The 23,137-nt window shown below is 63.6% G+C and carries 28 protein-coding genes; 12 read left to right on the forward strand and 16 right to left on the reverse strand.

The features are described 5' to 3' along the window. Window positions 1-21: 21 nt before the first annotated feature. The 6 genes from BJQ95_RS10345 to BJQ95_RS10370 all read left to right on the forward strand — a co-directional run bounded on the left by BJQ95_RS10345 (window position 22) and on the right by BJQ95_RS10370 (window position 5,972). Complete coding sequence (locus tag BJQ95_RS10345) at window positions 22-462, forward strand: hypothetical protein (protein ID WP_240694614.1); 441 nt, start codon at window positions 22-24, stop codon at window positions 460-462. Further along, window positions 459-1,949, forward strand: coding sequence for an ATP-binding protein (locus BJQ95_RS10350; protein ID WP_205750036.1), 1,491 nt, complete (start codon window positions 459-461; stop codon window positions 1,947-1,949). Before BJQ95_RS10345 ends, BJQ95_RS10350 begins: the two co-directional genes overlap by 4 nt. A 53-nt stretch (window positions 1,950-2,002) precedes the next feature. Further along, window positions 2,003-2,998 (forward strand): DNA-processing protein DprA, encoded by a 996-nt coding sequence (gene dprA, locus BJQ95_RS10355; RefSeq protein WP_240694615.1) that lies wholly within the window; start codon window positions 2,003-2,005, stop codon window positions 2,996-2,998. Window positions 2,999-3,025: 27 nt separating this feature from the next. Further along, the gene (locus BJQ95_RS10360; RefSeq protein ID WP_130176545.1) at window positions 3,026-4,837 is read left to right on the forward strand and encodes a type IV secretory system conjugative DNA transfer family protein; all 1,812 of its coding nucleotides are present in this window, start codon (window positions 3,026-3,028) and stop codon (window positions 4,835-4,837) included. A gap of 110 nt (window positions 4,838-4,947) precedes the next feature. Next, window positions 4,948-5,406, forward strand: coding sequence for a single-stranded DNA-binding protein (locus tag BJQ95_RS10365; protein ID WP_130176546.1), 459 nt, complete (start codon window positions 4,948-4,950; stop codon window positions 5,404-5,406). A gap of 8 nt (window positions 5,407-5,414) precedes the next feature. Next, window positions 5,415-5,972: a hypothetical protein gene (locus BJQ95_RS10370; protein WP_130176547.1), complete on the forward strand. Its 558-nt coding sequence runs from the start codon at window positions 5,415-5,417 to the stop codon at window positions 5,970-5,972. Between the two features lie 283 nt (window positions 5,973-6,255). Here BJQ95_RS10370 and BJQ95_RS10375 read toward each other — a convergent pair whose 3' ends face one another. Next, window positions 6,256-6,873 carry a GNAT family N-acetyltransferase gene (locus tag BJQ95_RS10375; protein ID WP_240694616.1) on the reverse strand — a complete coding sequence of 206 codons (618 nt, stop codon included), beginning with the start codon at window positions 6,871-6,873 and terminating at the stop codon, window positions 6,256-6,258. A 208-nt stretch (window positions 6,874-7,081) separates the two neighbouring features. After that, window positions 7,082-7,570, reverse strand: coding sequence for a MarR family winged helix-turn-helix transcriptional regulator (locus tag BJQ95_RS10380; protein WP_130176548.1), 489 nt, complete (start codon window positions 7,568-7,570; stop codon window positions 7,082-7,084). Window positions 7,571-7,615: 45 nt separating this feature from the next. Here BJQ95_RS10380 and BJQ95_RS10385 point away from each other — a divergent pair, with 45 nt between their 5' ends. Further along, on the forward strand, window positions 7,616-8,518 hold the full coding sequence (locus BJQ95_RS10385) for an EamA family transporter (RefSeq protein ID WP_130176549.1): 903 nt from the start codon (window positions 7,616-7,618) through the stop codon (window positions 8,516-8,518). Between the two features lie 233 nt (window positions 8,519-8,751). After that, entirely contained in the window at window positions 8,752-9,321 is a 570-nt protein-coding gene (locus BJQ95_RS10390) for a cysteine hydrolase family protein (RefSeq protein WP_240694617.1), read from the forward strand. A 109-nt stretch (window positions 9,322-9,430) separates the two neighbouring features. Here BJQ95_RS10390 and BJQ95_RS10395 read toward each other — a convergent pair whose 3' ends face one another. Further along, the gene (locus BJQ95_RS10395) at window positions 9,431-9,922 is read right to left on the reverse strand and encodes a nitroreductase family deazaflavin-dependent oxidoreductase (RefSeq protein WP_130176550.1); all 492 of its coding nucleotides are present in this window, start codon (window positions 9,920-9,922) and stop codon (window positions 9,431-9,433) included. Between the two features lie 4 nt (window positions 9,923-9,926). Next, on the reverse strand, window positions 9,927-10,199 hold the full coding sequence (locus BJQ95_RS10400; protein ID WP_130176551.1) for a hypothetical protein: 273 nt from the start codon (window positions 10,197-10,199) through the stop codon (window positions 9,927-9,929). A gap of 118 nt (window positions 10,200-10,317) precedes the next feature. Between BJQ95_RS10400 and BJQ95_RS10405 the strand changes: the two genes are divergently transcribed. Continuing rightward, window positions 10,318-11,553 (forward strand): MFS transporter, encoded by a 1,236-nt coding sequence (locus tag BJQ95_RS10405; protein ID WP_130176552.1) that lies wholly within the window; start codon window positions 10,318-10,320, stop codon window positions 11,551-11,553. A gap of 12 nt (window positions 11,554-11,565) precedes the next feature. Here BJQ95_RS10405 and BJQ95_RS10410 read toward each other — a convergent pair whose 3' ends face one another. Both BJQ95_RS10410 and BJQ95_RS10415 read right to left on the reverse strand, forming a co-directional pair. Next, a complete protein-coding gene (locus tag BJQ95_RS10410; RefSeq protein WP_130176553.1) occupies window positions 11,566-11,934 on the reverse strand; it encodes a helix-turn-helix transcriptional regulator in 369 nt (122 codons plus the stop codon). A gap of 180 nt (window positions 11,935-12,114) precedes the next feature. Beyond that, a complete protein-coding gene (locus BJQ95_RS10415; protein ID WP_130176554.1) occupies window positions 12,115-12,429 on the reverse strand; it encodes a helix-turn-helix transcriptional regulator in 315 nt (104 codons plus the stop codon). A gap of 69 nt (window positions 12,430-12,498) precedes the next feature. Here BJQ95_RS10415 and BJQ95_RS10420 point away from each other — a divergent pair, with 69 nt between their 5' ends. Next, on the forward strand, window positions 12,499-13,569 hold the full coding sequence (locus tag BJQ95_RS10420) for an SDR family oxidoreductase (RefSeq protein WP_240694618.1): 1,071 nt from the start codon (window positions 12,499-12,501) through the stop codon (window positions 13,567-13,569). 63 nt (window positions 13,570-13,632) lie between these two features. Here BJQ95_RS10420 and BJQ95_RS10425 read toward each other — a convergent pair whose 3' ends face one another. Beyond that, a complete protein-coding gene (locus BJQ95_RS10425) occupies window positions 13,633-14,841 on the reverse strand; it encodes an MFS transporter (RefSeq protein WP_130176555.1) in 1,209 nt (402 codons plus the stop codon). A gap of 97 nt (window positions 14,842-14,938) precedes the next feature. Between BJQ95_RS10425 and BJQ95_RS10430 the strand changes: the two genes are divergently transcribed. Continuing rightward, window positions 14,939-15,952, forward strand: a complete 1,014-nt coding sequence (locus tag BJQ95_RS10430; RefSeq protein WP_205750039.1) for a LacI family DNA-binding transcriptional regulator — start codon at window positions 14,939-14,941, stop codon at window positions 15,950-15,952. 102 nt (window positions 15,953-16,054) lie between these two features. On the opposite strand, the gene BJQ95_RS10435 is transcribed toward BJQ95_RS10430, so the two are convergent. The 8 genes from BJQ95_RS10435 to BJQ95_RS10465 form a co-directional block, all read right to left on the reverse strand. Next, entirely contained in the window at window positions 16,055-16,621 is a 567-nt protein-coding gene (locus tag BJQ95_RS10435; protein WP_240694619.1) for an NUDIX hydrolase, read from the reverse strand. 427 nt (window positions 16,622-17,048) lie between these two features. Further along, a complete protein-coding gene (locus BJQ95_RS10440; protein WP_240694620.1) occupies window positions 17,049-17,405 on the reverse strand; it encodes a hypothetical protein in 357 nt (118 codons plus the stop codon). Between the two features lie 155 nt (window positions 17,406-17,560). Continuing rightward, the gene (locus tag BJQ95_RS10445) at window positions 17,561-18,373 is read right to left on the reverse strand and encodes an ExeA family protein (protein WP_130176659.1); all 813 of its coding nucleotides are present in this window, start codon (window positions 18,371-18,373) and stop codon (window positions 17,561-17,563) included. Further along, entirely contained in the window at window positions 18,370-19,782 is a 1,413-nt protein-coding gene (locus BJQ95_RS10450; protein WP_165384866.1) for a DDE-type integrase/transposase/recombinase, read from the reverse strand. Before BJQ95_RS10450 ends, BJQ95_RS10445 begins: the two co-directional genes overlap by 4 nt. A 148-nt stretch (window positions 19,783-19,930) precedes the next feature. Continuing rightward, complete coding sequence (locus BJQ95_RS10455; protein WP_205750046.1) at window positions 19,931-20,407, reverse strand: hypothetical protein; 477 nt, start codon at window positions 20,405-20,407, stop codon at window positions 19,931-19,933. A 608-nt stretch (window positions 20,408-21,015) separates the two neighbouring features. After that, window positions 21,016-21,462: a GNAT family acetyltransferase gene (locus tag BJQ95_RS10460; protein ID WP_130176251.1), complete on the reverse strand. Its 447-nt coding sequence runs from the start codon at window positions 21,460-21,462 to the stop codon at window positions 21,016-21,018. 79 nt (window positions 21,463-21,541) lie between these two features. After that, on the reverse strand, window positions 21,542-22,144 hold the full coding sequence (locus tag BJQ95_RS19530; protein WP_370688328.1) for a uridine kinase: 603 nt from the start codon (window positions 22,142-22,144) through the stop codon (window positions 21,542-21,544). Next, window positions 22,119-22,532: a peroxiredoxin gene (locus tag BJQ95_RS10465; RefSeq protein ID WP_240694578.1), complete on the reverse strand. Its 414-nt coding sequence runs from the start codon at window positions 22,530-22,532 to the stop codon at window positions 22,119-22,121. Before BJQ95_RS10465 ends, BJQ95_RS19530 begins: the two co-directional genes overlap by 26 nt. Here BJQ95_RS10465 and BJQ95_RS10470 point away from each other — a divergent pair. Then, the gene (locus BJQ95_RS10470; RefSeq protein WP_256041347.1) at window positions 22,531-22,734 is read left to right on the forward strand and encodes a hypothetical protein; all 204 of its coding nucleotides are present in this window, start codon (window positions 22,531-22,533) and stop codon (window positions 22,732-22,734) included. The two genes, BJQ95_RS10465 and BJQ95_RS10470, sit on opposite strands and share 2 nt — an antisense overlap. On the opposite strand, the gene BJQ95_RS10475 is transcribed toward BJQ95_RS10470, so the two are convergent. Then, window positions 22,717-23,127 (reverse strand): GNAT family acetyltransferase, encoded by a 411-nt coding sequence (locus tag BJQ95_RS10475; protein ID WP_130176250.1) that lies wholly within the window; start codon window positions 23,125-23,127, stop codon window positions 22,717-22,719. The two genes, BJQ95_RS10470 and BJQ95_RS10475, sit on opposite strands and share 18 nt — an antisense overlap. Window positions 23,128-23,137: the final 10 nt, after the last annotated feature.

The following is a 23,137-nucleotide window of genomic DNA, read 5'->3' on the forward strand; positions in this document are numbered from 1 at the left end:
AGCACCCCGATTGGAGCCGACATGTTCTACACACACCCGAACCCACCAGCATCCCGATGGATCAGCGTCACTTTCCTGCAGGGAGACGAAGCCGATGAGGTGCTCGCCCTGATCGACCGTGACGGAACCACCGCGGCAATCGAGCACCTGCGGCACTGGGACTACGGCGAGGAGACAACCGGTGCCGCGCTCGAAAACGGGTACGTCTACGAACGCATCCCGGCGGGATCGACCGACCGAACCATCGAGAGCGACGGCTCGACCTACGCGCTTACGTACAGCACGACGTTCGGGTACGTATCGCTGTTGCGTCGGCATCCGGCCGATTCAGAATCAGAACTCGTACCGGCGTCCCGGGCGTCAGCCATGCAGACTGCTCGGGCGCGTCCGGGCGTTGCCGACACCTGGGTCGCCACGCGCGACCGGTCAGCAAGTCGCGCCAGGCACGGGGTGGCATTGTGAACAACGCCGGGGTGAACGAGCGGCTGCACACGACGACGCTTGTCGAGCCTCACGACGAGCTGCACCGCGACCGCCGAGCTCGCCGGCGAGCTGCCGCGAAGATCGAAGCGGATGCTCAGAAGGCGAAGCATCTCGAGGCGCGCACGCGATGGCTGGCCGAGCGGGACGAGGCGCGATCAGGGGCCTACCTCGCGGCCGGTGGCGGGTCGGGTCCAGCCCAGCTGCGGATGCCCGGACGCCTCCGGCTTCCCAAGCACCAGGACACCTCCGCGACGCTGTCCGGCCATTACCCGTTTCTCGCTGAGGCCGGACTCGGCTCGGCCGGCGTCTTCGTCGGGCAGGACCTCTATTCGGGTGGGTCCTTCGTCTATGACCCGTGGGTGCTCTACCAACAGGGGATGATCACCGCCCCCAACATCGTGCTCGCCGGCATCGTCGGCTCCGGCAAGTCCTCACTGGCGAAGTCGCTCTACACCCGCTCACTCCCCTTCGGCCGACGCGTCTACGTTCCTGGCGACCCGAAGGGCGAGCACACCGCTGTCGCCGAGGCCGTCGGCGGCAAGGCGATCATCCTTGGCCATGGACTACGCAACCGACTGAACCCGCTCGATGAGGGGCACCGGGCGGCATCCGCGTCGGATGCCGAGTGGTCGGCACAGCTCGCCTCGCGGCGTCGCGACCTGATCGGCGCACTCGCCGAGACCGTGCTCGATAGAACCCTCAGTCCGCTCGAGCACACGGCGATCGACCTCGCCCTGGCCGATACCGTTCGGAGCGCTCAAGTGCCGATCCTGCCCATGGTGGTCGATCGCATCCTCGCCCCGAACCCCGAGGACGACGAGGGCCGGCTCGCGGAGGATGGGCGTCTCGTCGGCCATGCGCTGCGACGCCTGGTTGCCGGGGACCTCGCCGGCCTCTTCGACGGACCGTCCACCGTGCGCTTCGACCCCTCCCTGCCCATGGTCTCTCTCGACCTGTCGCGCGTGGCCGAGAACTCCACGCTTATCTCCGTGCTGATGACCTGCTCATCCGCCTGGATGGAGTCCGCCCTCGCCGACCCGGCCGGCGGCCAGCGGTGGGTCATCTACGACGAAGCCTGGCGGCTCATGGCCTATCCGGCGCTCTTGCGCCGCATGGATGCCCAGTGGCGCCTGGCCCGGCACTTCGGCATTGCGAACATGCTCGTCTTCCACAAGCTCAGCGACCTCGACAACGTCGGCGACTCAGGGTCCGCGATGCGCGCACTCGCATCGTCGCTGCTGGCGAACGCGGAGACTCGCATCGTCTACCGCCAGGAACCGGACCAACTCGGGTCCACGGCAAGTGCACTCGGGCTCAGCCGAACCGAGCAGAAGTTGCTGCCCGCACTGGGCACCGGACAGGGCCTCTGGCGAATCAAGGATCGCAGCTTCGTCGTGCAGCACCAGCTGCACCCCGACGAGCTCCAGACTTTCGACACGACCGCACGGATGACGTCAGGTCAGTAGCCGAGATGCGTGACCCGGAGCGCACCAACCATTTAGAGCGAGGAGGCCTTGTGATGGCCGAGAGTATGAGCGAGGAACGAGAAGCCAGGATGACCCTCGCGGCGCTGTCCGAGCCGGGCGACATCATCACGGGAACATTGGTCTCAAGGCTCGGCGCGGCGGAGACCGTGCGACTCATCACCTCAGGCGTTCGGCTGCCGAACGGCGTCGACCCCGCTGAGGGCGAGCTGTGGCGACGACGTTTAGCACCGCGAATCAACCCCGGTCAGATCGAACGGATCCAGGCCGATATGGAACGCCACGACCTGAGACTGCTGACACCAGAAGACATCGACTGGCCCGGCGAACTGCAACAGCTGGGCACGAGCGCGCCGATCGCGCTCTGGCTCAAGGGCGACCCAAGTCGCCTCTCGGTTCCTCTCCCCGGTCGAGTCACCATCGTCGGCGCCCGAGCCTCGACGGCGTACGGCAGCCAGGTGGCTACCGAGCTCGCCTCAGAACTCGCCTCGCAGGGCCGCGTGATCCTCTCCGGAGGCGCCTACGGCATCGACGGATCAGCACATCGAGCAGCCACCGTCTCCCATCCCGGTTCAACGGTCGCCGTGCTCGCCGGAGGGCTCGACCGGGTCTACCCGGTCGGCCACGAACAACTCTTCGAGCGCATTGAACAGAGCGGCGGACTGCTCGTGAGCGAACTACCGCCCGGCTCCACCCCCACAAGGTGGCGCTTCCTCCAACGGAACCGGATTCTGGCGACCCTGTCCGCCGCAACGGTCATCGTCGAGGCAGGGCATCGATCCGGCTCGTTGAACGTCGCCGGGCAGGCCCACTCCCTGGGGCGGCCGGTCGGCGCCGTTCCGGGACCGGTGACGAGCCCGGCCAGCGCAGGATGCCATCGGCTGGTCCAAGAGGGAATCGCGAGCCTCGTCATCGACGCGCAAGATGTCACCGACCTGCTCGACTCGACGGCCGGCTTCTCCGGTGACCGGACGTTCGCGTACTCCCCCACGCGACGCTTCAGCCGGACTGGTCCGGATCTTCGGTTCTAACCGATCTCCACCGAACGGACAGTATCGATGAGCACACCACGACCGCAGGCCACGCTCGGCGACGAGCTGGCCAACCTCGGCATCGGCATCCTGATCGGTGTGTCCGTGGTTGCCCTCCTGCTCCGAGCCGCGGGTGCTGTCGCGGCCTGGGCGACGAGCCAGGAACAACCAGCCGGCGGACCCGAAGCCGGACTCGCCGTGCTCCTCAACCCAGGCAACCCGTCGGCGGCCCTGCAAGCACCGGGCCTGAACCCGGTTGCATACTGGCTCACGACGATCCTGCTGCTCAGTGTCGCCGTCGCTGCGGCCATCTGGTTGTGGCGGATGTTCAGGGGCACGGGCCGCGCAGCCAAAGTCGACCCGCACCGGATCCCCGGCATCGCCACGCGCGCCGAAGTAACCCGAGCCGCATCGCACCAGGCACTCCTGAAGCGCGCAGCGCACCTTCGGCCTTCGCTCACGAGCGCCACTCCCAGTGAGGTCGGTTATCGCATCGGCCGCTCCCACAACGCCACGGTCTGGGCGAGCGTCGAGGACTCGATCCTGGTCATCGGCCCACCGCGCTCGGGAAAGGGGGCGCACATTGTCATTAACGCCATCCTTGACGCGCCCGGCCCCGTCGTGACCACATCCACACGCCCCGATAACCTCACCACCACGCTGCGCGCCCGGCAACGACTGGGGCCCGTGGCGGTATTCGATCCCCAGCAGCTTGCCCCGGGAATTCCGGTGGGACTGCGCTGGTCTCCAATCCGCGGCTGCGAGGACCCGCTCACGGCGATGATCCGCGCAGCGGGGCTGGCAGCCGGAACCGGACTGGCCGCAGGCGGCGTCGACGGCGGCGGGTTCTGGGAGGCCAAGACCCGCACGGCCCTGCAATCCCTCCTCCATGCGGCGGCGCTCGACGGCTGCTCGCCCGCCGAGCTCTTTCGCTGGACCCTCGACCCGGCGGCCGCCCACGACGCGGTCTCCATCCTGCTGAGCACCCCAGACGCGGCCACCGGCTGGGGCGACTCCCTGCAAGCCATGCTCGAGGCCGATCCTAGGACCCGCGACTCCATCTGGCAGGGAGTCTCCCTCTCGTTGGGTGCACTGGCTGACCCCCGAGTACTGGATGCCGTCTCGCCGAGCGAGGGCGAGGAGTTCGACCCGGAAGGATTCTTGCGCAACAACGGCACCCTGTACCTTCTGGCGACCGGCGCCGGCTCGAACAACTCCGCCGCACTCGTGTCGGCGCTTGTCGAGGACCTCGTCGAGACCGCCCGCCGTATCGCCGCGCGAAGCGCGGGCGCCAGGCTCGACCCGCCCCTGCTGCTCGCGCTCGACGAGATCGGCAACCTCGCGCCACTCCCGTCCCTTCCCACTCTGATGGCGGAGGGCGGCGGCACCGGCATCACGACCATGCCGGTGCTGCAATCGCTCGCGCAGGCACGCACAAAGTGGAGCGAAAACGCAGCCGGCACCATTTGGGACTCCTCGATCGTGAAGATCGTGCTCGGCGGCGCATCCAATTCCCGAGACCTGCAGGACCTCTCGACGCTCATCGGCGACCGCGACGAGTCGACCGACTCCACGACGATCGGCGATCGCGGTTCACGCTCAGCGCAGCGCTCGATCCGCCGCGTCGCGATCATGCCGCCGGACACGATCCGCACCCTCCCCTTCGGCACGGGCCTGATCATGCTCCGCGCTGCCCCGCCCGTCGTCGCGAGTCTGAGAATGTGGACCTCACGCCCCGACGCCAAGACGCTGCGGGAAGACCGGGCGAACATCGAAGCGTTGATGCGCACGCCGACGCACGCCGAGCCTGCGGAGCACCCGGTCAGCCCCACGGAATGAGACCCGGGTCCCGACCAGACCGCTATGTCGCGGCTGTGTGGGGCGCTTGGCGCACCTCCTAGTGAACGCGGATCACAACGATCCGCCCAGATCACAGGAGGTTGAGTCCCATGACACTTCACACCCAGCAATCACTTTCCGGTTTCATTGCCTCAGACCCGCAGCAATCGGTGACCGAGAACGGCGAAACCCGTTTCTACGTGCGCGTCGGTCAACCGCACTTCCGTCGCGAAGACAGCGGCAGCTTCACCGTTCTCGAGCCGAGTTTCCATGATCTCGTCGCCTACCGCGCCACCGCCGACCGGGCACTGACACGGTTCGCAAAGGGCGACAGCTTCGTCGCCGAGGGCTACGTGCGTAACTTTCAGTTTGAGCGCGACGGTGAGGTCGTCAATCGCGAGGAGTTCGTCGCGAAGAAGATCGGCCACGACCTCGCACGCACCAACTACGACGTCGACCGGACCCGCCGCGCAGTTGCAGGCACCGAACGGGATGCTCTAGCCGCCCAGAAGGCAGTTTTGCTCGAGGCGGAGCACGCTCGCGCCGGCTCAGCCGTGCTCGGAATGTGAGGCCAACGATGACAGCGTCCCTGGTCGACTGGGCGTCCAGCGACCAGGGAGCCTCATTGGGCGAAGACGAACTCGACGGGCCACTCTCGGCAGAGCCGCCGCATCCCATCAACTGGAATCTCCTCAGCGCAGACGACGCCGAAACGGAGTGGATCGAACTCAACCGTTGGGTGAACTGGCTACGACGGACCTACGGGCTTCCGGCATCCGTCGTGCCACCCTTCTGGCACCGCCACCCCGAACTCGTCTGGGAACTCTCAGCACTGCACCTGCACTGGCTCTGCGCCTACGACCCCGACCAGCACGGCTCGGCCCCATTCGGATGGCACCGCGACTTCGCGGATGCTCGCCAGCGCCTCCACGACTGGGTTGCGACATCGGGGACGCGCCTCGATCGCGACCGTCCGACGCGCCAAGCTTCGTGGCCAGGAGAGCCGCCGGCGGATGCTGTCGATGACATCGTGATCAGCGATCGCGACGAGGACTTCGTGCAGTTCGTCGTCGATGACGTCGCCAGGCGCCGCGCGGCCGAGGCGGCTTTCTATGCACGCGCCGAATCTCCTTGATTCAAGGACTCGTTTTCTTGGGGATCAAGGAAATCGACTCTTGACCAGTGCGTGCACGAATCGACAAGGTGCTGCGAGTATCGCCGCTGAGCATCATGGTCACGGGCGTGAAGTGCCCGGTTGGCCCACGCTGACCGCTCCTTTTCTCGGGCAGGCATAACGGGAATCGTCAGACCCCCACCCTTGATGTGGAACGCACTCTGTACCCCGGGGCAGTGGGCCTACCCTTGGCCGTCCGACTTGCGGGCGCTTTGTGGCCCGAGCTGCCTTGCATGCGGGACTTCTACTTGAGACCGTCTGCGTCGAGGCGCCCAGACCTGATGATCGACATCGTGAGGGCGTCGACGTACTGGCCGTCGAATCTGTGCGCATCGCGCCGCCTGCCCTCGAGTGCGAAACCACTGCGTTCATACACGTGCTGGGCACGGGGATTGAAAGCGAAGACCTCAAGCTCGATGCGGTGCAGTGTCGTGGTTCGAAACGCATGCCCGATGATCAGCCGCGTAGCCTCGGTACCGAGCCCGCGGTCACGCCCCGAAGGACCGATGAGAATGCGAAAGTTGCAGCTGTCATTCTCCGGGCTGAGTTCATTCAGCACCACTTCACCTACGCAAGCCGCCGACGCCTGCTCGATGATCGCGAAATCCAGACGATCGGGTTGCTCGGCTCTCGTTTCATACCACTGGCGAGTTGCCGAGTCGAGGATGGCCTCACGACCGTGCGCTTCGGCTGTGGTGTGAACGCTTCCCGTAAGAGTGAGCACTTCGGGGTCGGCAAGGATGGTGCCCATGGCGTCAATATCTCCGGCCTCGAACGAGCGCAAGACAACGCGCTCTCCCACGAGAGTGGACTTATCGGTAAAGAATCCTTCATGGGCCATTCGCCCATCATGCACGACCATGGCCGCTATCCGTGTCTGACCCAGTACGCCACCGATCTATTGCCTCTGTGGACATCGCTGAGACCCACGCCTTTTGATGTCCGAACAGGTCCCCTTGTGACACTCGACGAGCTCCACCCTGGGATGGCGACTTTCGCTCTCGACCAGCGTCGCTGACCGTCCCTGAGCGAGAAGTGGTGCGCGGCTTGACGCAGCTGGCGCGGTTCTTTCAGGGCCTGGCCGCTTCGTAGATCCGTTGAAGGAGCCCCGCGAGAAGCTTCTGTTCCTCCGCGTTGAGGGCCGAGGTGATGGCACGCTCAGTCTCGAGATGGGGCGGGAGGGCAGTCTCGATCAGCTGTCTTCCGTTGTCGGTGAGCGCGACGAGTGTTCCGCGGCCATCATCGGGATTTGACTCTCGCCTGATTAGCCCACGGGTTTCCAACTTGTTGAGCCGCTGTGCCACCGCGCTCGTCGAGATCATGGCATCGCGTGCTAGTTCTGCCGGGGCGATCCGATAGGGGCTGCCGCTACGCAGGAGCGTGGCGAGCACGTCGAAAGATGAAGCGTCCAGGCCATTTCGCGCGAATGTCCTTGATAGCCGTGATTCGACTGCGAGGGCCGCGCGACTCAACCGCCCGATGATCGCCATTGGCGAGACATCGAGGTTGGGCTTCTCAGCGTGCCATTGCTCGAGGATTCGATCCACCTGGTTTTCCATGCTTCCTAACCTATCAATTGCTAAGCACTTAGGTATGATGCCTAAGTGCTTAGTAATCGAACCTATCTTTTGGCAACCACCGCTTTGGCTCCCACACTCTGGGGCACCACATACCTGACGACCACATTGTTCCTACCCGAGGATCAACCTCTGCTCGCCGGAACTTTGCGCGCGCTTCCTGCGGGCGCCCTGCTCCTAATACTCTGCCGCCGGCTGCCTCGCGGCGAGTGGTGGTGGAAGTCCTGGGTCCTCGGAGTACTCAACATTGGGGCGTTCTTTGCGTTGCTCTTCATCGCGGCCTACAGGCTCCCTGGCGGTGTGGCCGCCATCGTTGGTGGCCTTCAGCCCCTCGTTGTCGCACTCCTCGCCAGTCGTGTCCTCCACGAACGGCTGACCGGGCGCGTGCTGGCAGCCGGTGCGGCTGGATCGTTCGGTGTCTGCCTCATAGTGCTTCAGGCGCAAGCACGACTTGACGCCATCGGCATCCTCGCCGCCGTCGCCGGCACCCTCTCCATGGCATCCGGGATCGTGCTCTCTAAGAAGTGGGGGCAGCCTGCGCCGCCACTTGCCACAACCGCATGGCAGCTCATCGCTGGAGGGCTCACCCTCCTGCCCGTCCTGCTCATGATCGAGGGACTCCCCGCTACACCCCTGACAACGACGAACATCGTCGGTTACGCCTATCTTTCTGTGGCCGGCACCGCATTTGCCTACGTCGTGTGGTTCCGCGGAATCGCTCGACTTCCCGCAAGCACCACAGCTTTTCTCGGCTTACTCAGCCCAGTAGTGGCGATACTCCTTGGTTGGACTATCGCCCGAGAGAGTCTCAGCTCCATACAGGTGGCTGGAATCGTTATCGTGCTGGGCTCGATTTCTGCCGTCATCGTCTCCAAATCCGCGAAACCTGTCCCGGCTACCGAAGGGTCTGTCGCGGAACCCTCCCGTTAGACGCTCCCCATCGGGAGCTTTGAGAGACCAGCGTGCCGCCGGCCGTGTCAATTGCTCTGGAACATTGGAGTTCCGGTTTTGGAAATAGCGTCTGCGCCCATCTGCTGGCCGCAAAGAGGCGCGATGCCGCCGTCATGGGATGCTGAATGGTGTCTGAATCGGTCCCAGTCCCAGAGAGCGTCTTGTACCAACCATTTTGGTCGTTGACCTGAAATTAATTTGGAGCCCAAATCGTGATCCAACTACCCTCGATCGATGATCACACCGCCCTGATCGTCGTTGACGCTCAGCAAGGATTTGACCAAGGCGAATGGTGGGGACCCCGAAACAACGCCGACTGTGATCAGAACATCGCAGCGTTAGTGAACGAGTGGCACAGGCTTTCGCGACCGGTCGTCTTCGTGCAGCATAATTCCTCCAATCCGCTCTCCCCCCTGCACCCCAGCCACCTCGGCCACGCGTTGAAAAGCTACATGTCCGGCACTCCGGACCTATTGGTCCAGAAAACGGTCAACTCAAGTTTTCACGGCACACCCGACCTTGACTCCTGGCTTCGAGAAAACGCTATCTCGACCATTGTGATCTGCGGCATCACCACCAATCACTGCTGCGAAACAACAGCACGCATTGGCGGAAACCTGGGATACACCGTCTACTTTGCTGTAGATGCGACTCACACATTTGACAGGCCAGACCTCGAAGGTGGAACGATCAGCGCGGCGGAACTTTCCCGAATCACCGCTATCAATCTTCACGACGAGTTCGCCACCGTCGTCCTCTCGCACGAACTTCTCAACCGCTGAAGACGATCCGTTACGGGCTCCCTTGTGACACTCGACGAGCTCCACCCTGGGATGGCGACTTTCGCGCTCGACCTGCGTCGCTGACCGTCCGGCTTACGGTCACACTGTGTCATCGCCACCGCGATGTGCGCCGCCGTTCGGCTGGGCGAATTTCGAATACCGGGTATGCGGCCGCTACAGCTTCGAAGTCCGCGAGCGGGGCGTCCTTGTCGACCGGGATATGTGGCCGTCCCCCTGGTGCGCGCCGAAGGTAGTTCTTGATGATGGGCGCCCGGAGATTCACGTCCACCATGGTCAGAACGACGTCCCGCCTTCTGCCCGCACGAATGACAGCGTGGCCATCTGCGGCGAGCACGTTGCGCACCCAGCGGGCGCCGTGGCCGAGCATTGAGACGACGTAGCGCCGACCGTCGACTTTGGCCGTCACGAGGGGAAGGGCGAGCCTGGTGCCGGACTTGGGGTTGACGGTGTCAAGGCGAATCAACCACCATCCCGTAAGTCCGGACGCCGCGAGGCGGGCCATCGTGCGATTGGCTCGCATGGCGGATGCTCCGGGTCGGCCGCCCAGGTACATCTCCCGGTGGCGTTCATTGAATCCCATGACGTCAAGTATCCGCCGTGTCGACCAAGCCAATGTCGAGAGCCAGTCCGTCCGAGTCCGCGGGGTACTCGCGGGGGCGAGGCATCGATATCGGTTCGGCCCAATTGCGCGCGAGCAACCAGTAGGCGCCGGCTGGCACCAGAACCGTGAGCACCGGGACAAGTGCCGCCCACAGGGCCACGGAATCCTGGCGGTCCTCCAGACGCGGCATGGCGACAGCCGCGGCGACGACGGCCACGGTTGCGGTCGCAGTCAGCTCGCCGGCGCCGAGATTCACGTACTTGCGCCGCAGTGTTTCTCGCCATTTTGGGCAACAGTACGCATTCGAGCGTACCGGTTCGAGTTTTTTCGCATGCTATGTTCGATAAAACTCGTACAACGGATCTGAGGCCCTAATGAACATCATCGAGGAAGAATCACCTGCCTCCGCCCCCGGGCTCACAGACAACTGGCCGCAGCTGCGGATGCTGCTGGCGGCATCACTGGTTACCGCGGTCTTTGCGCTCTCGAATTCACCGACCCCGCTCTACGTGCGGTGGCAGGCGCAGCTCGGATTCTCGGACGGCACCCTGACGCTGATCTTTGCCGCGTACATTGCCGGACTGCTCTTGACCCTGCTGGTCGCCGGTCAACTGGCCGACCGGTTTGGACGCAAACCTGTGCTCATCCCCGGCCTAACGCTGGCGATTGCGGCGTGCACTCTGTTCGCTGTCGCCGACACCGTCACGGTCCTGGTCCTTGCGCGGTTTCTGACCGGTATCTCCGTCGGCGTCATCGTCTCGGCCGGAATCGCCGCCGTGGTCGACCTGGGTGGACCCACTCGCCGGCGTCAAGCATCGCTGACCGCGTCGGTGGCCATGGTGCTGGGCGCCGGCCTCGGCCCGCTGCTCGGCGGGCTGTTCGCTCAGATTCTGGCAGCACCAATCGTGCCGCTCTTTCTGACCGAGCTGGTCATCTTGGTGGCCGCCCTCATCGTGGCCATCGCACTGCCCCTCAAACAGCACCATGTGCGCGCCAGCGAAGCCACCCGGGAGGGGCGCACCTGGCGGCTCCCCCGGGTTCCCCGTGAATACCGGATGCATGTGGGCCTCGGCATCGCCGTGTTCGCCCCGGGAATCACCGCAACGTCATTCGTGCTCTCACTCGGCCCCTCATTGCTGTCAACGCTGCTGAACATCACCAGCCCCCTTATCGCCGGCGGCATGGCCTGCGCGATGTTCCTGGCCGCGACCGGTGTTCAGTTGGCGGTCGGTCGGCTGCGGGTGCGCACAATCTTCATGCTGGGCAGCGTCGCCACAATCGCCTCGATGCTTTCCCTGGCCGTGGCGGTCAACGCTTCACTATCGGGGTTTCTGATCGCTGCCGCGTTGCTGGCCGGCGCCGGGCAGGGGCTCGGCCAACTCGGCGGGCTCACCCTGATCGGTGCGCACATTCCCGGGCATCTGCGGGCCGAGGCGAACTCCGTGCTCAACATCGGCGGGTACATCCCGGCCGGGTTGATTCCGGTGGCGACCGGCTTTCTGGTGGACGCCATCGGTCTCGCCCGCGCGGCCTCCGGTTTCGCGATCATTCTGGTCGCGACCGCTACGACCGCTCTCGTCTATGTTCACCGCCGGCTCGAGCGCGACTAGCGTGCGCGTGGGTCAGGGAGTCCAGGCGACGACGAGCTCGAGCAGACCGGGAAAGCGGGCGTTGAGGTCGTCGGTGCGAACTCGGCTGCGACGCTCGAGCCCGTACTGGCGCTGGCGAATGAGCCCGGCCGCGCGCAGCGCCTTGAAGTGGTGGGTGAGCGATGACTTGGGCCGATCGAATCCAAACCAGCCACACGTGTGATCAAAGGACTCGGACTCCAGCAGCAGACGCTGGATGATCGTCAACCGAAGCGGTTCGGCGAGAGCACCAAAGACGGCCTCCAGCCGGATCGACTGGGTCGCCGGTTCGGGGAGAGGCTCAGGCAGAAAATCGGGCTCTCCGAAGACATCCGCTGGGAATGTGGACGACACACGTGACATGGCCGCAGTCTACCATCAGTACGATAAAACTCGAACAAATATCTGGCCTGTTGAGAGGATGCGCGTTCTCGTCATTGTCGCTCACCCCAACCTCGCCGTATCCCGGACGACGCCTACCTCCATCCACACAAAGAACTCGGCCTGACTCGGAAGAACGCCTTCTCAGCCTTCCCTGGATGGTTAGAGCTGGCTCGTCATAACGCTGCCGAGGGCCGCGATGCGTGGTTCATTACGGCTGTAGTGCGTCCAGGGACCGATTCGGATACTGGTCACGAGTCCCGCGCGCTGGAGAACCGCCATGAACTGAGACGCCGTCGACTGCGACACATTTGCCCGCGCCTGGATGTGCTTCAGGCACACTCCGACTTCTTCCGCCGGCTGGTCTTGCGGCGGGAATGACTGCGGTTCTTTCAACCATCGCAGGATAGCCAGCCGCGTCGGGTGGCTCAGCGCTTTGAACGCCTGCACGACATCGTCTTCGGATAGCACGTCCATGCGGCTCAGCATATCGTAAATTTGCGATTTCCCGATGTTAGGATATTCTCTAAATCGTAAAACCACGATATGACGATAGGGGTGGGCATGAGTACACGAACTGCATTGGTGGCAGGGGCACGTGGCGTGATCGGGGGAAACCTCATCAAACACCTCCAGGCGGAGGGCGGCTGGAACATCATCGGACTGTCACGACGCGGCGGTGACGACTCCGGCAGAGTCAGACATATCGCTGTCGACCTTCTCAACAGGCAGGACACCACCGACAAACTCAGCACCCTTTCGGACGTGACTCACGTGTTCTATGCGGCGTATCAGGATCGTCCGAGCTGGGCGGAACTTGTGCCGCCCAACCTCGCCATGCTCGTCAACACGATTGATGCGATCGAACCGGTCGCGACCGGACTCGAACACGTCAGCCTGATGCAGGGGTACAAGGTGTACGGTGCGCACCTGGGCCCGTTCTCCTCGCCGGCGAAGGAAAACGATCCGCCCCACATGCCGCCCGAATTCAACGTGGATCAGCAACAGTTCCTCGAATCCCGTCAGAACGGCAAGGCGTGGACCTGGTCCGCCTTGCGCCCCTCCGTTGTGTGCGGGATCGGGTTGGGCAACCCGATGAACCTGGCAATGGTGATCGCCATCTACGCCTCAATCAGTAAAGAACTCGGCATCCCGCTGCGCTTCCCCGGAAAGCCCGCCGCGTATAACAGTCTGATCGAAATGACCGACGCCGGAGTGCTCGCGAAGGCGACCGTGTGGGCGGCCACCAACCCCGACACGGTCAACCAGGCGTTCAACATCACGAACGGCGACATCTTCCGATGGAGCAGCATGTGGCCGAAGATCGCAGCGTTCTTCGGCATCGAGGTGGCACCGCCTCTACCCATGTCCTTGACTGACATCATGGCCGACAAACAGGACCTCTGGGATCGAATGGTCACCCGGCACGGACTCCAGACGACGCCCTACGCCGATGTCTCATCCTGGCCGTTCGGCGACTTCGTCTTCGCGTGGGATTACGACGTTCTCGCCGACGGGTCAAAGGCTCGGCGCGCGGGATTCCACGAATACGTCGAAACGGAGAGCATGTTCATGAAAATCTTCACCGATCTCCGAGACCAGCGCATCATTCCCTGACAGATTGTGCCCGTTGAGGGTTCCTCTTGCGTGAGGCTGCACGATGATCCCAGCCACTCGGGCCTAACTCTTGATAAGAGCCCTGGCCCCCTGGTAGTGGGTGTACCCCGACAGGCGCAGGAGAGGCAGCGCCACAACGGACAAGACAACTCCGAGTCCGGCGACAGCCACGAGGGCTCCTCGCAAGCCCGTCGCCTCTGACCAGAGACCAACGTAGACCGGCCCGAGGAGAAAACCGATGTACGAGACCGTGGTCACGATCGCGGTGGCCCTGCCGCGATAGGCCTCGTCCACTCCGCGGGAGATGAGGCTGAGCATCGTTGGATACAGCGCTGCGGTGCCGGCCGCAGCGACGATGAGGCCAAGGATGGCGATCGGGAGGGTCGGGGACATCGCGATGACGAGAGCGCCCACGGCCGCCGTAATCGATCCAAGTATCAAGATGGGCCTCTCGTTGCCCTGTTGAATTCGTCCCACAGAGAACCGGGCGATGGCGACGACACCAGCGAAGACGGCTGGCCCTACTGAGCTGAAGCCTGGGCCGGCACCGAGCTCATCCTCGAGGAAGACCGCACCCCAGCTCTGGTGGGCGTTCTCGCTCGCAAACGCGAGTGCACCCAGCACACCAACCAGCAAAAGTGGGATGTATCGGAGTCGTGCATTGACGTCAGGCAACCGGGGCCTCTGCTTCGCCTGGCCCCCAGTGATCTGCGTCGAAAGTGACCGTAGAACGCTCGCGCTGGCGGCAAGAGACAAGGCAGCCACAACGAGGAAGGGCATGAAGGCTGGTGCGCCGATCCAGGACGAGAGGCCGGTTGCAATGCTGGACAGGACGACAAAGCTGGAGAACACGCCGCCCGAGCGGATGATGATCGAGACTCCTGACGCCTGCTCGGCCCGGCCCGCGATCGAATTCATGGCCACATCCGTGGCTCCACTGGCCAGACCGACGACGACGAGCCCCACGCAGAGGGACGCGAACCCGTGCGCGATTATCGCCACTTGGAATCCAGCCACACCGAGCGCAAGGATCGCCGCCGCAGCGAACCGAAGCCCCCACCTGTCCAACGCCCGGCCGGTGAGCAGCATGGCCGGCAGGGCGCCGGCGCCGACGAAGAGCAGCGCAATGCCCAGTTGACCATCGTCGATGCCTGCCTGCACCCGGAGGCGAGGGATACTCGCCCCCCAAGCCCCCCAAAAGGAGCCGAAGGACGCGGCGACGAGATAGGCGGCCGACACCAGCTTTCGTATGGACAGCGTTTCAGATGGCATGTGTGTGACGTTACACAAGTAGAGTGGAGTTATGCAATCGAACCCGCCGAGGCGTCCCACAATGAGTCAGGTTGCGACGCGTGCCGGAGTGTCGGTCATGACGGTTTCCTATACCTACAGCCGCGCTGACCGCGTGTCGGTCGAAAGCCGGGAGAAGGTCCTTCAGGCGGCCGCCGAGCTGGGATACGCGGGACCTGACCCCGCGGCACGGTCCCTGCGTTATGGCAGCACCCGCACCCTCGGGGTCATCCTGGGTGAGCACCTCACCTACGCGTTCGACAATCCGCAGGCAGTAGCGTTCCTGGCGGGAATCGCGGATGTGTGTGCGGATCGCGGCTACGGGCTCTTGATCGTGCCTATGACCGGAACCGACGAGGACAGCCACAGAGTCGCCGGGGCCGCCGTCGATGCGTTCATCGTCTGGACAACGACTGACGATAGCCCCGTGCTCGACGCGGTTTCCGCAACCGGTCGAACTGCCGTCATCCATGGCGGGCCCGCTCGCGCTGGATTCAAGCTTGTGAGCATCGACAACCGCGCGGCCGCCCGCGCGATGGGCATGAAGACCTTTGCCGGCGCCCGTCGACCCGCAATCCTCAGCTTCCCCCTCAACGCTGCGCGCACGACGGTGCTGGTCACGGGTATCGACCCCGACACCGTGCAATTCCCCGTGACGCGGCAGCGCCTCCTCGGGTATCGAGATGCCGTTGAGGCGTTGGGGCTCGATTGGAAAGACGTGGTTGTCGGTGCCACCGCAACCAACGATGAGGGCGAAGCCCGCTCGCTCGCCCAACGGATGCTCACCCTCGATCATCAGGTCGACGCCATCGCCGCGATGAGCGACGAACAGGCAGTTGGTGTCTTGAAGGCTGCGACCAGCGCGCTTCTCCGTATCCCCGAAACGCTCTCCATTAGCGGATGGGACGATTCGAAAGCGGCCTCTGAGAATGACTTGAGCTCCGTGGCCCAGGACCTGCGAGCCCAGGGGGCATCAGCTGCGCGACTAGCACTCGGCGACCGGGCTGAAGCCGGCACCCACGACTGGTCTGTGGTCGTCCGAACTTCCACCAGGAACCCTCCACCGCTCCTCCGGTCTGGAGAGACCAGATGACCCTGCCGATCGGCGTTGTGGTGGCTCCCGACCTGCCAGCCGGCGATGTCGTGCGATTCGCTCACGAGGTCGAGCCATCCGGAAAGAGGACACAGGGGCTATTTACTCGGCGCGCGACAGTCGCTCCACGGATAGGCGACTACTTCTGTCAATTGTGAAATAGGCAAAGGCCGCTATCGTCGCTGCGTCAACGACGTCTCCCCTCTGGATCATCAGCACGAAGTCGATCTCACTGAACCAGCTATGGACCATGTCCTGCTCCGTATCCTCGCGCTGCGGAACGCCCTGGGTCAGAGATGTTGCGACGTACACGTCACAGCCTTGACTACTCATGCCATATGCCCCATATAGGTGCCCAAGATGACGGATCGTGTGTGCTTCTATCCCGGTCTCTTCTTGCAGCTCTGTCCGGGCTAAGTCGAGTTGACTTCCCTCCTTCTGGGTACCCCAAGACCCCTGTGGGAACTCCCAGGCACGTCTAGCCACTGGATAGCGGTACTGCTCCACGAGCCAGAACCCGTCGTCACAATGCGGAATTACCAGAGCGAAATCTGGCTTCTCGATATAGCCATAAATGCCCTCAAGGCCGTTGGCCCTAAGGACCACGTCTTCACGCACAGTCATCCAAGCGTTACGGTATGCCTCTCGGCTCGACAGCGTCTTAATCACAGCTCCCCCTCATTCCTAAATCGGGCAGGCCTTGTTCCCTGCGCCATCTCGCATATCGCGAGAATTCGTGACAGCCTCCAGCTGCCGGTGCAGAATGCGCGGGCTGTTGCCCGCCGACTTCCTCTTGAGCAGAGCATTTTCCTTGCGCCCAAGAAACTGTGGATAGTTCAGGTCACTGGCCGTCGAGGACGGCAAATACATCGTCGTCGTCTTCGAATGCTCTCTATCAACAGTAGAGCCAGGCTTAAAACGATCACTGGCTTATGGGCGATTTCCCGCGGTGCGGCTTGCAGCGCCCCCGATACCGCCCGTTCACCGTTCCCTCTGCGGAACGGAGTGAGAGCCGTTGATCGACCGTGCACATGTCCCGGTGGCCGTCCGGCTTACGGGCGCCGAAGCTCGGCGGACTTCGCAGATACTCCCCTCACTAGCTGGTCCGGCGAGAGCGCAATCTCAGGGCGGAAACGGTGACCATCGTGGCCCCGACGATTATCGGTGCAACGCTCACCGCGCCGAATGCCACTGCGTTTAAAGGACTCATCCCACTGGCATTGGCCGGAGAGTACACGGCTCGTCCGGTTAAGACCCACGTAACGGCCCACGCGACGACCGTGATGATGACGATTCCGGCAGTCAGGCCCACAATCGGCCAGTGCCATCCGACGGCGACCGCGAGTGCAACGACGATAGCGGTCATGGCCAACGTCAGAGGGTTAATCGTAAAGTTGCCTGGGAACTGCACGGTCGCCGCCACGGCAGTGACGTAGTAGATCAATGCTCCCACCACGAGACCAAGCCCCAGTGTCGCCCGTCGCGTTATTTGACGATGTCGGCGTCATCTCTGGTGACGATGCCGGGTCATGAAAAAGCCCCGCCGGAGGATTCCGGCAGGGCTTTCGTCAGGATGGTGACGTGGTGGTCGTCAGCCGTGACGCGGGCTCACTCGCTGTTCTCGGTGATCGCCGATTGCGCGGCGGCCAGGTCGACGATCGCTTTATCGGCGGCGTAGGTCGCGATCAAAGCGGCAACGGCGAGGTTGTTCACCGCCCGCGGATAACCGCGCGATGCGAGGTGGATGGCATGGATCGCGTCGTCGGAGAAGAGCGGGTCGGACCGGCCCGCGAACTTCAAGTGCTGACGGACGTAATCCGTGGTGTCGCCTGCGTTCATCCCGGTGATTGTGTAGCGCGTGGAGATGCGTTGATCCAGCGCCGAGAGCACCGCGAGCTTGAGCCTGCGCCGCAGCGTCGGCTGGCCGATGAGCAGCATCGCGAAGTGCGAGCCCGTGTCCATATCGCTGTTGGTGAGCATGCGAAGGGCTTCCAAATCGGTGTTGGTGAGCAGGTGTGCTTCATCGATCACGACCACGGGCAGGCGGGCGCGTTCGTCGAGCTCCCCGGCGAGCAGCGCCGCAGTTTGCGAGGCGAGCACTCCGGAGAAGAACGCGGGGGTGCCGCCGAGCGCGGTGACGATGCGAGTATGAATGCCGCGCATCGTGATCGTCGGATCGGGAATGTAGATCACCTGGTGCCGGGAGGGCTCCAGTTGAGCGAGGGCAGCGCGAACGGCGATGGTTTTCCCGGCGCCGACTTCACCGCTGATCACGCCGAGTTGGCGTTGACTGACGCACCAATCGATGCGGGCAATCGCTTCCCGGTGCGAAGGGTGCGGGTGCAAGGCTTGCGGCGGAATGTCCCGGGCGAAGGGCATGCGGGTGAAACCGTAGTGCGATTGCAGGGTGTCAATACTCATCGGACGGCCTCCTGGACGCTCGGCACGAAGACGACCGCGGCCCGTTTCGAGGTGGACGCTTTGACGAAACTGATCGGCTCGCCCGCCATGGTGCCCTTGTGACGGGTCTCGACCAGGCGGAGGTAGTCAATGCCGGAGACGGCGTTCTTCGCACCGGTCTCGATGCTGTCGGCAGCGGCCGTGGCGGCCTTTTTATGCACGTGCCGCCGGATCTCGCTCAAGACGGCGATGCCGGCCGGGACGCCGTTGCCGGCGGAGACGGTGATCAGCCCGGCGAGGTCGAAGGGGTCATAGACCAGCTCCACCCGTTTGCCGACGAGGAGCTGATCAACCTGGTAAGTGTTGGATTGCAACGACACCGTCGCGGACTTCGTCACGGTGCGGATCGTCGACCACCGGAACGCTTCCGCGATCTCGTCCCGCGATTTCCGCACCGGTTTGCGGCCGGCCCAGCTGGCGTCCCAGCGTTGCAAAGGTGTTTGCCCCGTCGTGGAGTGTGTGGCCTGGTGGTAAACCATCTCCACCCACGAGCTGAACAACGCATTCAACTCATCCAATGACGTCACCATGCTGCCCACCCCGGCATCGACGACGCCGGTCGCGGTGTCGACGACGGTGATCTCGGTGAGGAACTGCGAGTTGACGGTGTTGAAGAACCGCTCGATCTTCCCGCGGCCCTGCGGACGATACGGCTTCGAATGCGTCAACCGTATTCCCAGGCGTGCGCAGGTCCGAGAGAGGGACTCATCAACAAAAGCGCTCCCGTTGTCGACATAGATCGTGCCCGGAATACCGCGGGATTCCAACGCCGGGCGGAGGGCCGCCGTGAGGCGGACGGAGTCTTCGGCGTAGGCCCACCGGGCCGCGGTGACGAGGCGGGTGTGGTCATCGAGGAACGCGAACAGATACGTTTTCCGCCCGTTGATCCGGGGGCCGTGGAGGCCGTCACCGACCCACATTTCGTTGGGGTAGTCCGCTTCGAACCGGCCGAAGACCTCGCGGACTCCGGTCGGGAGTTCCAGCGTGCGGAAGTGCCGCAGCAACGTCGACTCGGAAGGTGCGTCGCCGAGGGTATCGATCATGATGCGGCGCACCTGCGCTGAGGTGCGGGCGGGCCGCTCGCGTTTCAGGGTCGCGGCCAAGGACAGGATCTGCGCCGGCGTCACGGCGCCCTGGGCGCGGCCGCGGGGTTTCAACGCGTCGAACCCGCCGGCCCGCCAGGCCCGAATCCACCGGTCGATGGTGTCTTTAGAAACCGTCACCGTGCCGCCAAACGGCCCCGGATGCACCATCGCCGCGAGGTCCCGCACCATCGGACCGCGCTGCCGCGTCGTGACGCTGGCATCGGCGGCAGCGCGGATGAGCTGATACCGGAACAGGGCGATCTTCTCCGTCCGGTCGCGGCGCACTGCCGTTTCCGACGGTGACCCGGCCGGCACGAGCAAAGACACGGCAGGGCGTGCCGGGGAAACCCGCGGCACTGCCGGTGGCAGCGTCGGAGGGAGGGTCGGCGGTGTTGCGGGCATGAAAGGTCCTCTCAAACAGTGAAGACGCCCATCACAGGGATATGGCAGGCGCTCCTGCCACCCTTCCCGCCGCCCCGGTCTGGCATAAGGGCCTGTTGGTGTTGGGAGCGCCAGCCCACCAGCTCGAGCAAAACAGCCGCCCGTTCGTCGTAGCGATACCCGCCTGGATCCACGTCACCGTGACGGTCGCGGCAAACCGACGCCCCAGTCCCTCCGCATACGCCATCAACACCGACAACGCCTCACCCCGAGCGGTGCCGGCCGGTTTGGGCCACAGCACCACCGAATCGGGAGCGTCCCGCACCAACAACCCCGTGAACCGCTCGCCGATCGCACCGGCCGAGGCGGCGAAAGCGCGCAACCAACCACGGACCGTCGAGACCGGCCTGCCGCAGCCCGCGGCAATCTTCCGGTGGCCCCAACCCAGCACTGTCCTCGCCTCGACCGCCGCCGCGATCACCTCGGCCGCATCGGCCCGCCGCACGGCCAACCGCACCTCGAGCAGCACATGCGTGCCGCCGCAGACCGCGCACCTCGACCTGCGCGGGCGAAGGCGACGACAAGCCCAATCCGTGACGAGGCCATCGCGGATCACACGCGCCCGGGCCCACCCCCACGGACGTAATCGGCCACCACAATCCGGGCAGACCACGCGCCCGACCCGCAGGTCCAACTCGACAACAACAGAATCATGACTTACCGTGAGCATCAGCGCGCCTTTACGCGTCAGAATGGCCCGGCGTGATCCGCAAAGATCGCACGCCGGGCCCTTCGTCTATCCGGACATCGTCAGCCTGACGCCGCCGACGAGCAGACACCAAATCCGGTCGCGCTAAAACACATCGTCACCGGCGACGACGCCTACATCGTCACCCCGCGAGACGTACAACACCCAGTGACACGACGATCCTGAGAAAAGTGCGTCGTGTTCCGCTCATCTCAGCGGGGACGTCGGATGCAACCATAATGCCCTCCTCATTTCAGTAGCCCCATCAGTATCCCGGATTGCACAACGCGTTCGCCATGCCGGCACTCTCATTGGTCACACGGCAGCGGACCCACCTGGTTTCTCAGCCAATGGAACGCCCGAGTTCTCAGATCAAAAAGCGAAGCGATTCAAGTTAATCGCTTTGCACGCACTTGGACGTCGGAGTCTTCGTATCCGAGATGCTCATAGAACCCGAGTACTGCTTCGTTGGTCGAACGGACCATCAGCTGAACTTTCACGGCACCGTGGTCGCGCAGCCAGTTTTCTGCTGCCGTCATCAGCTGTCTTCCCAACCCCGTCCCACGCTGAGTCTCATCAACGGCCAGGTAGTACACCCACCCGCGGTGTCCGTCGTGCCCGACCATCACGGTTCCAACCAACCGGCCGTCAACGTCGAAAGCGCCAAGCACTGTCGAGGTCACGCCGTCGAGGGCACGCTGCAGGTCGAGCTCGGGTGGATTCCATGGGCGCGTCAGCCCTGCTCTGATCCAGAGCGACGTCGCTGCTCCAAAATTCGCCGAAGTTAGGTCGCAAATCTCCAGTTTGGCGTCACCTACGCAATCCAGCGCCCGCATGAGGTTCCCTTGCGACACTCGACGAGCTCCATCCTGGGAAGGCGACTTTTGCGCTCGACCTGCGTCGCTGACCGTCCCTCTATAGAGATGTCGGGTAGAGGACGTCTGCGTGCGCACGTGGAGAGAACTGATCCTGGAAGTCACGCTCATTGGGTATCCACACGTCGCGCCACAGGCCCTCATGGTTTCTCCCTAGCTTTGCGTCTCTCGCTAGTCCGCGTCGAGCTGCCGTTTGCAGGTCAACGTCGCACCAGATAGCGAGGTCGATTGTCGGAAGTGCTTCGGGATGGAACAGACCGATCAGATCGACTGCGAGGACTTGTGCGTCCGGCAGCGATTCGGGTTCCCCGAGTCCCCTTCGGGTCCAGTCGTATCGCCGGAACATGCTGGGCCGTCCCTCTCGTAATGGGGCCAGGACTTCCGAAACAAGCCGCGACCGCTCCACACCGTCCCAGTCTGACGATCGCCTGTGGGAGCGGGAAGGGTCAAGGAAGTCGTCCCCACGCATTCTCACCGCACCAGGCAGGGCGTCGACGATCTGACGAGTGAGAGTGGATTTGCCGGAGCCGCAATAGCCGGATACGCCTACCACGATCGGCCTACCTGTCCGTCGGCGTTGAACTTCAATTCGGTCGATCAGCTCGTCTAGTTCCACATCACGATCGTAATGAGAATTCAACATCGCTCCAATGAGGTCCCGATGGGCGTTCCGCCGGGAAAACGGGATAAAACACGTGCCTGATGGTTTCCCCGTCAATAGCAAGAGTCATGCGTTTCAGCAGCGTCAAGCCTTCGACCGTAAAGGTGGGAAGGTTGAGCACCGCAGCCAATCGCCCCTCCTCATCCGAGAGGAGTGGGTAGGGCAGATGCAGTCGTTCGACGGCTTCGCGTTGATAGGCCGAGCTCTGCACCGAGAGCCCGATCACGTTTTGGGCGCCCGCCTCATTGAGTTCAACCAAGCTGTCACGAAAGCCGCATGCTTCGGCAGTACATCCTTTTGCTCCGGGGATGTCTGCCCATCCGATTGGCTCGGACTGGCCAGGGACGCCCGTTCGTGGATAGATGAACATGATCCAACGCCCGGTCGAGCATTTTGTCATGCTCACCTCGCCGCCCGATGTCGGGCAGGTGCAATCCGATCAGGTGATCCGCGGCACCGTCATCGATAGGCGTTGGAAGGGTTTTCGTCATGTGGTTCTATTTCGTGATGTAGTCGAGGTCAGACCCGCGAAGGATAAGGTCAGCCGCAACCATTTAGGTCAGTCGCTTTGATCGAACCTGAATATCGGCGTCTTCGTAGCCGAGGTGCTCATAGAAGCCGAGTACTGCCTCGTTGGTCGAGCGAATCATGAGTTGAATTTTCACAGCTCCGTGTTCGCGCAGCCAGTTTTCCGCCGCCGACATCAGCTGTCTTCCTAAACCGGTTCCACGCTGACTCTCATCAACGGCCAGGTAATACACCCAGCCGCGGTGTCCGTCATGTCCGACCATCACGGTTCCGGTCAATCGGTCGTTGTCGAAGGCCCCTAGTACGGTTGAAGTCAGGCCGTCGAGTGCGCGCTGCAGGTCAATCTCGGGTGGATTCCACGGGCGGGTCAGCCCTGATCCGTGCCAGAGCAATGTCGCTGCCCCGATGTTCGCCGAAGTAAGGTCGCGAATGTGCATGACTATAGTG

This window comes from Cryobacterium sp. SO1 (assembly GCF_004210215.2).
Lineage (GTDB): Bacteria > Actinomycetota > Actinomycetes > Actinomycetales > Microbacteriaceae > Cryobacterium.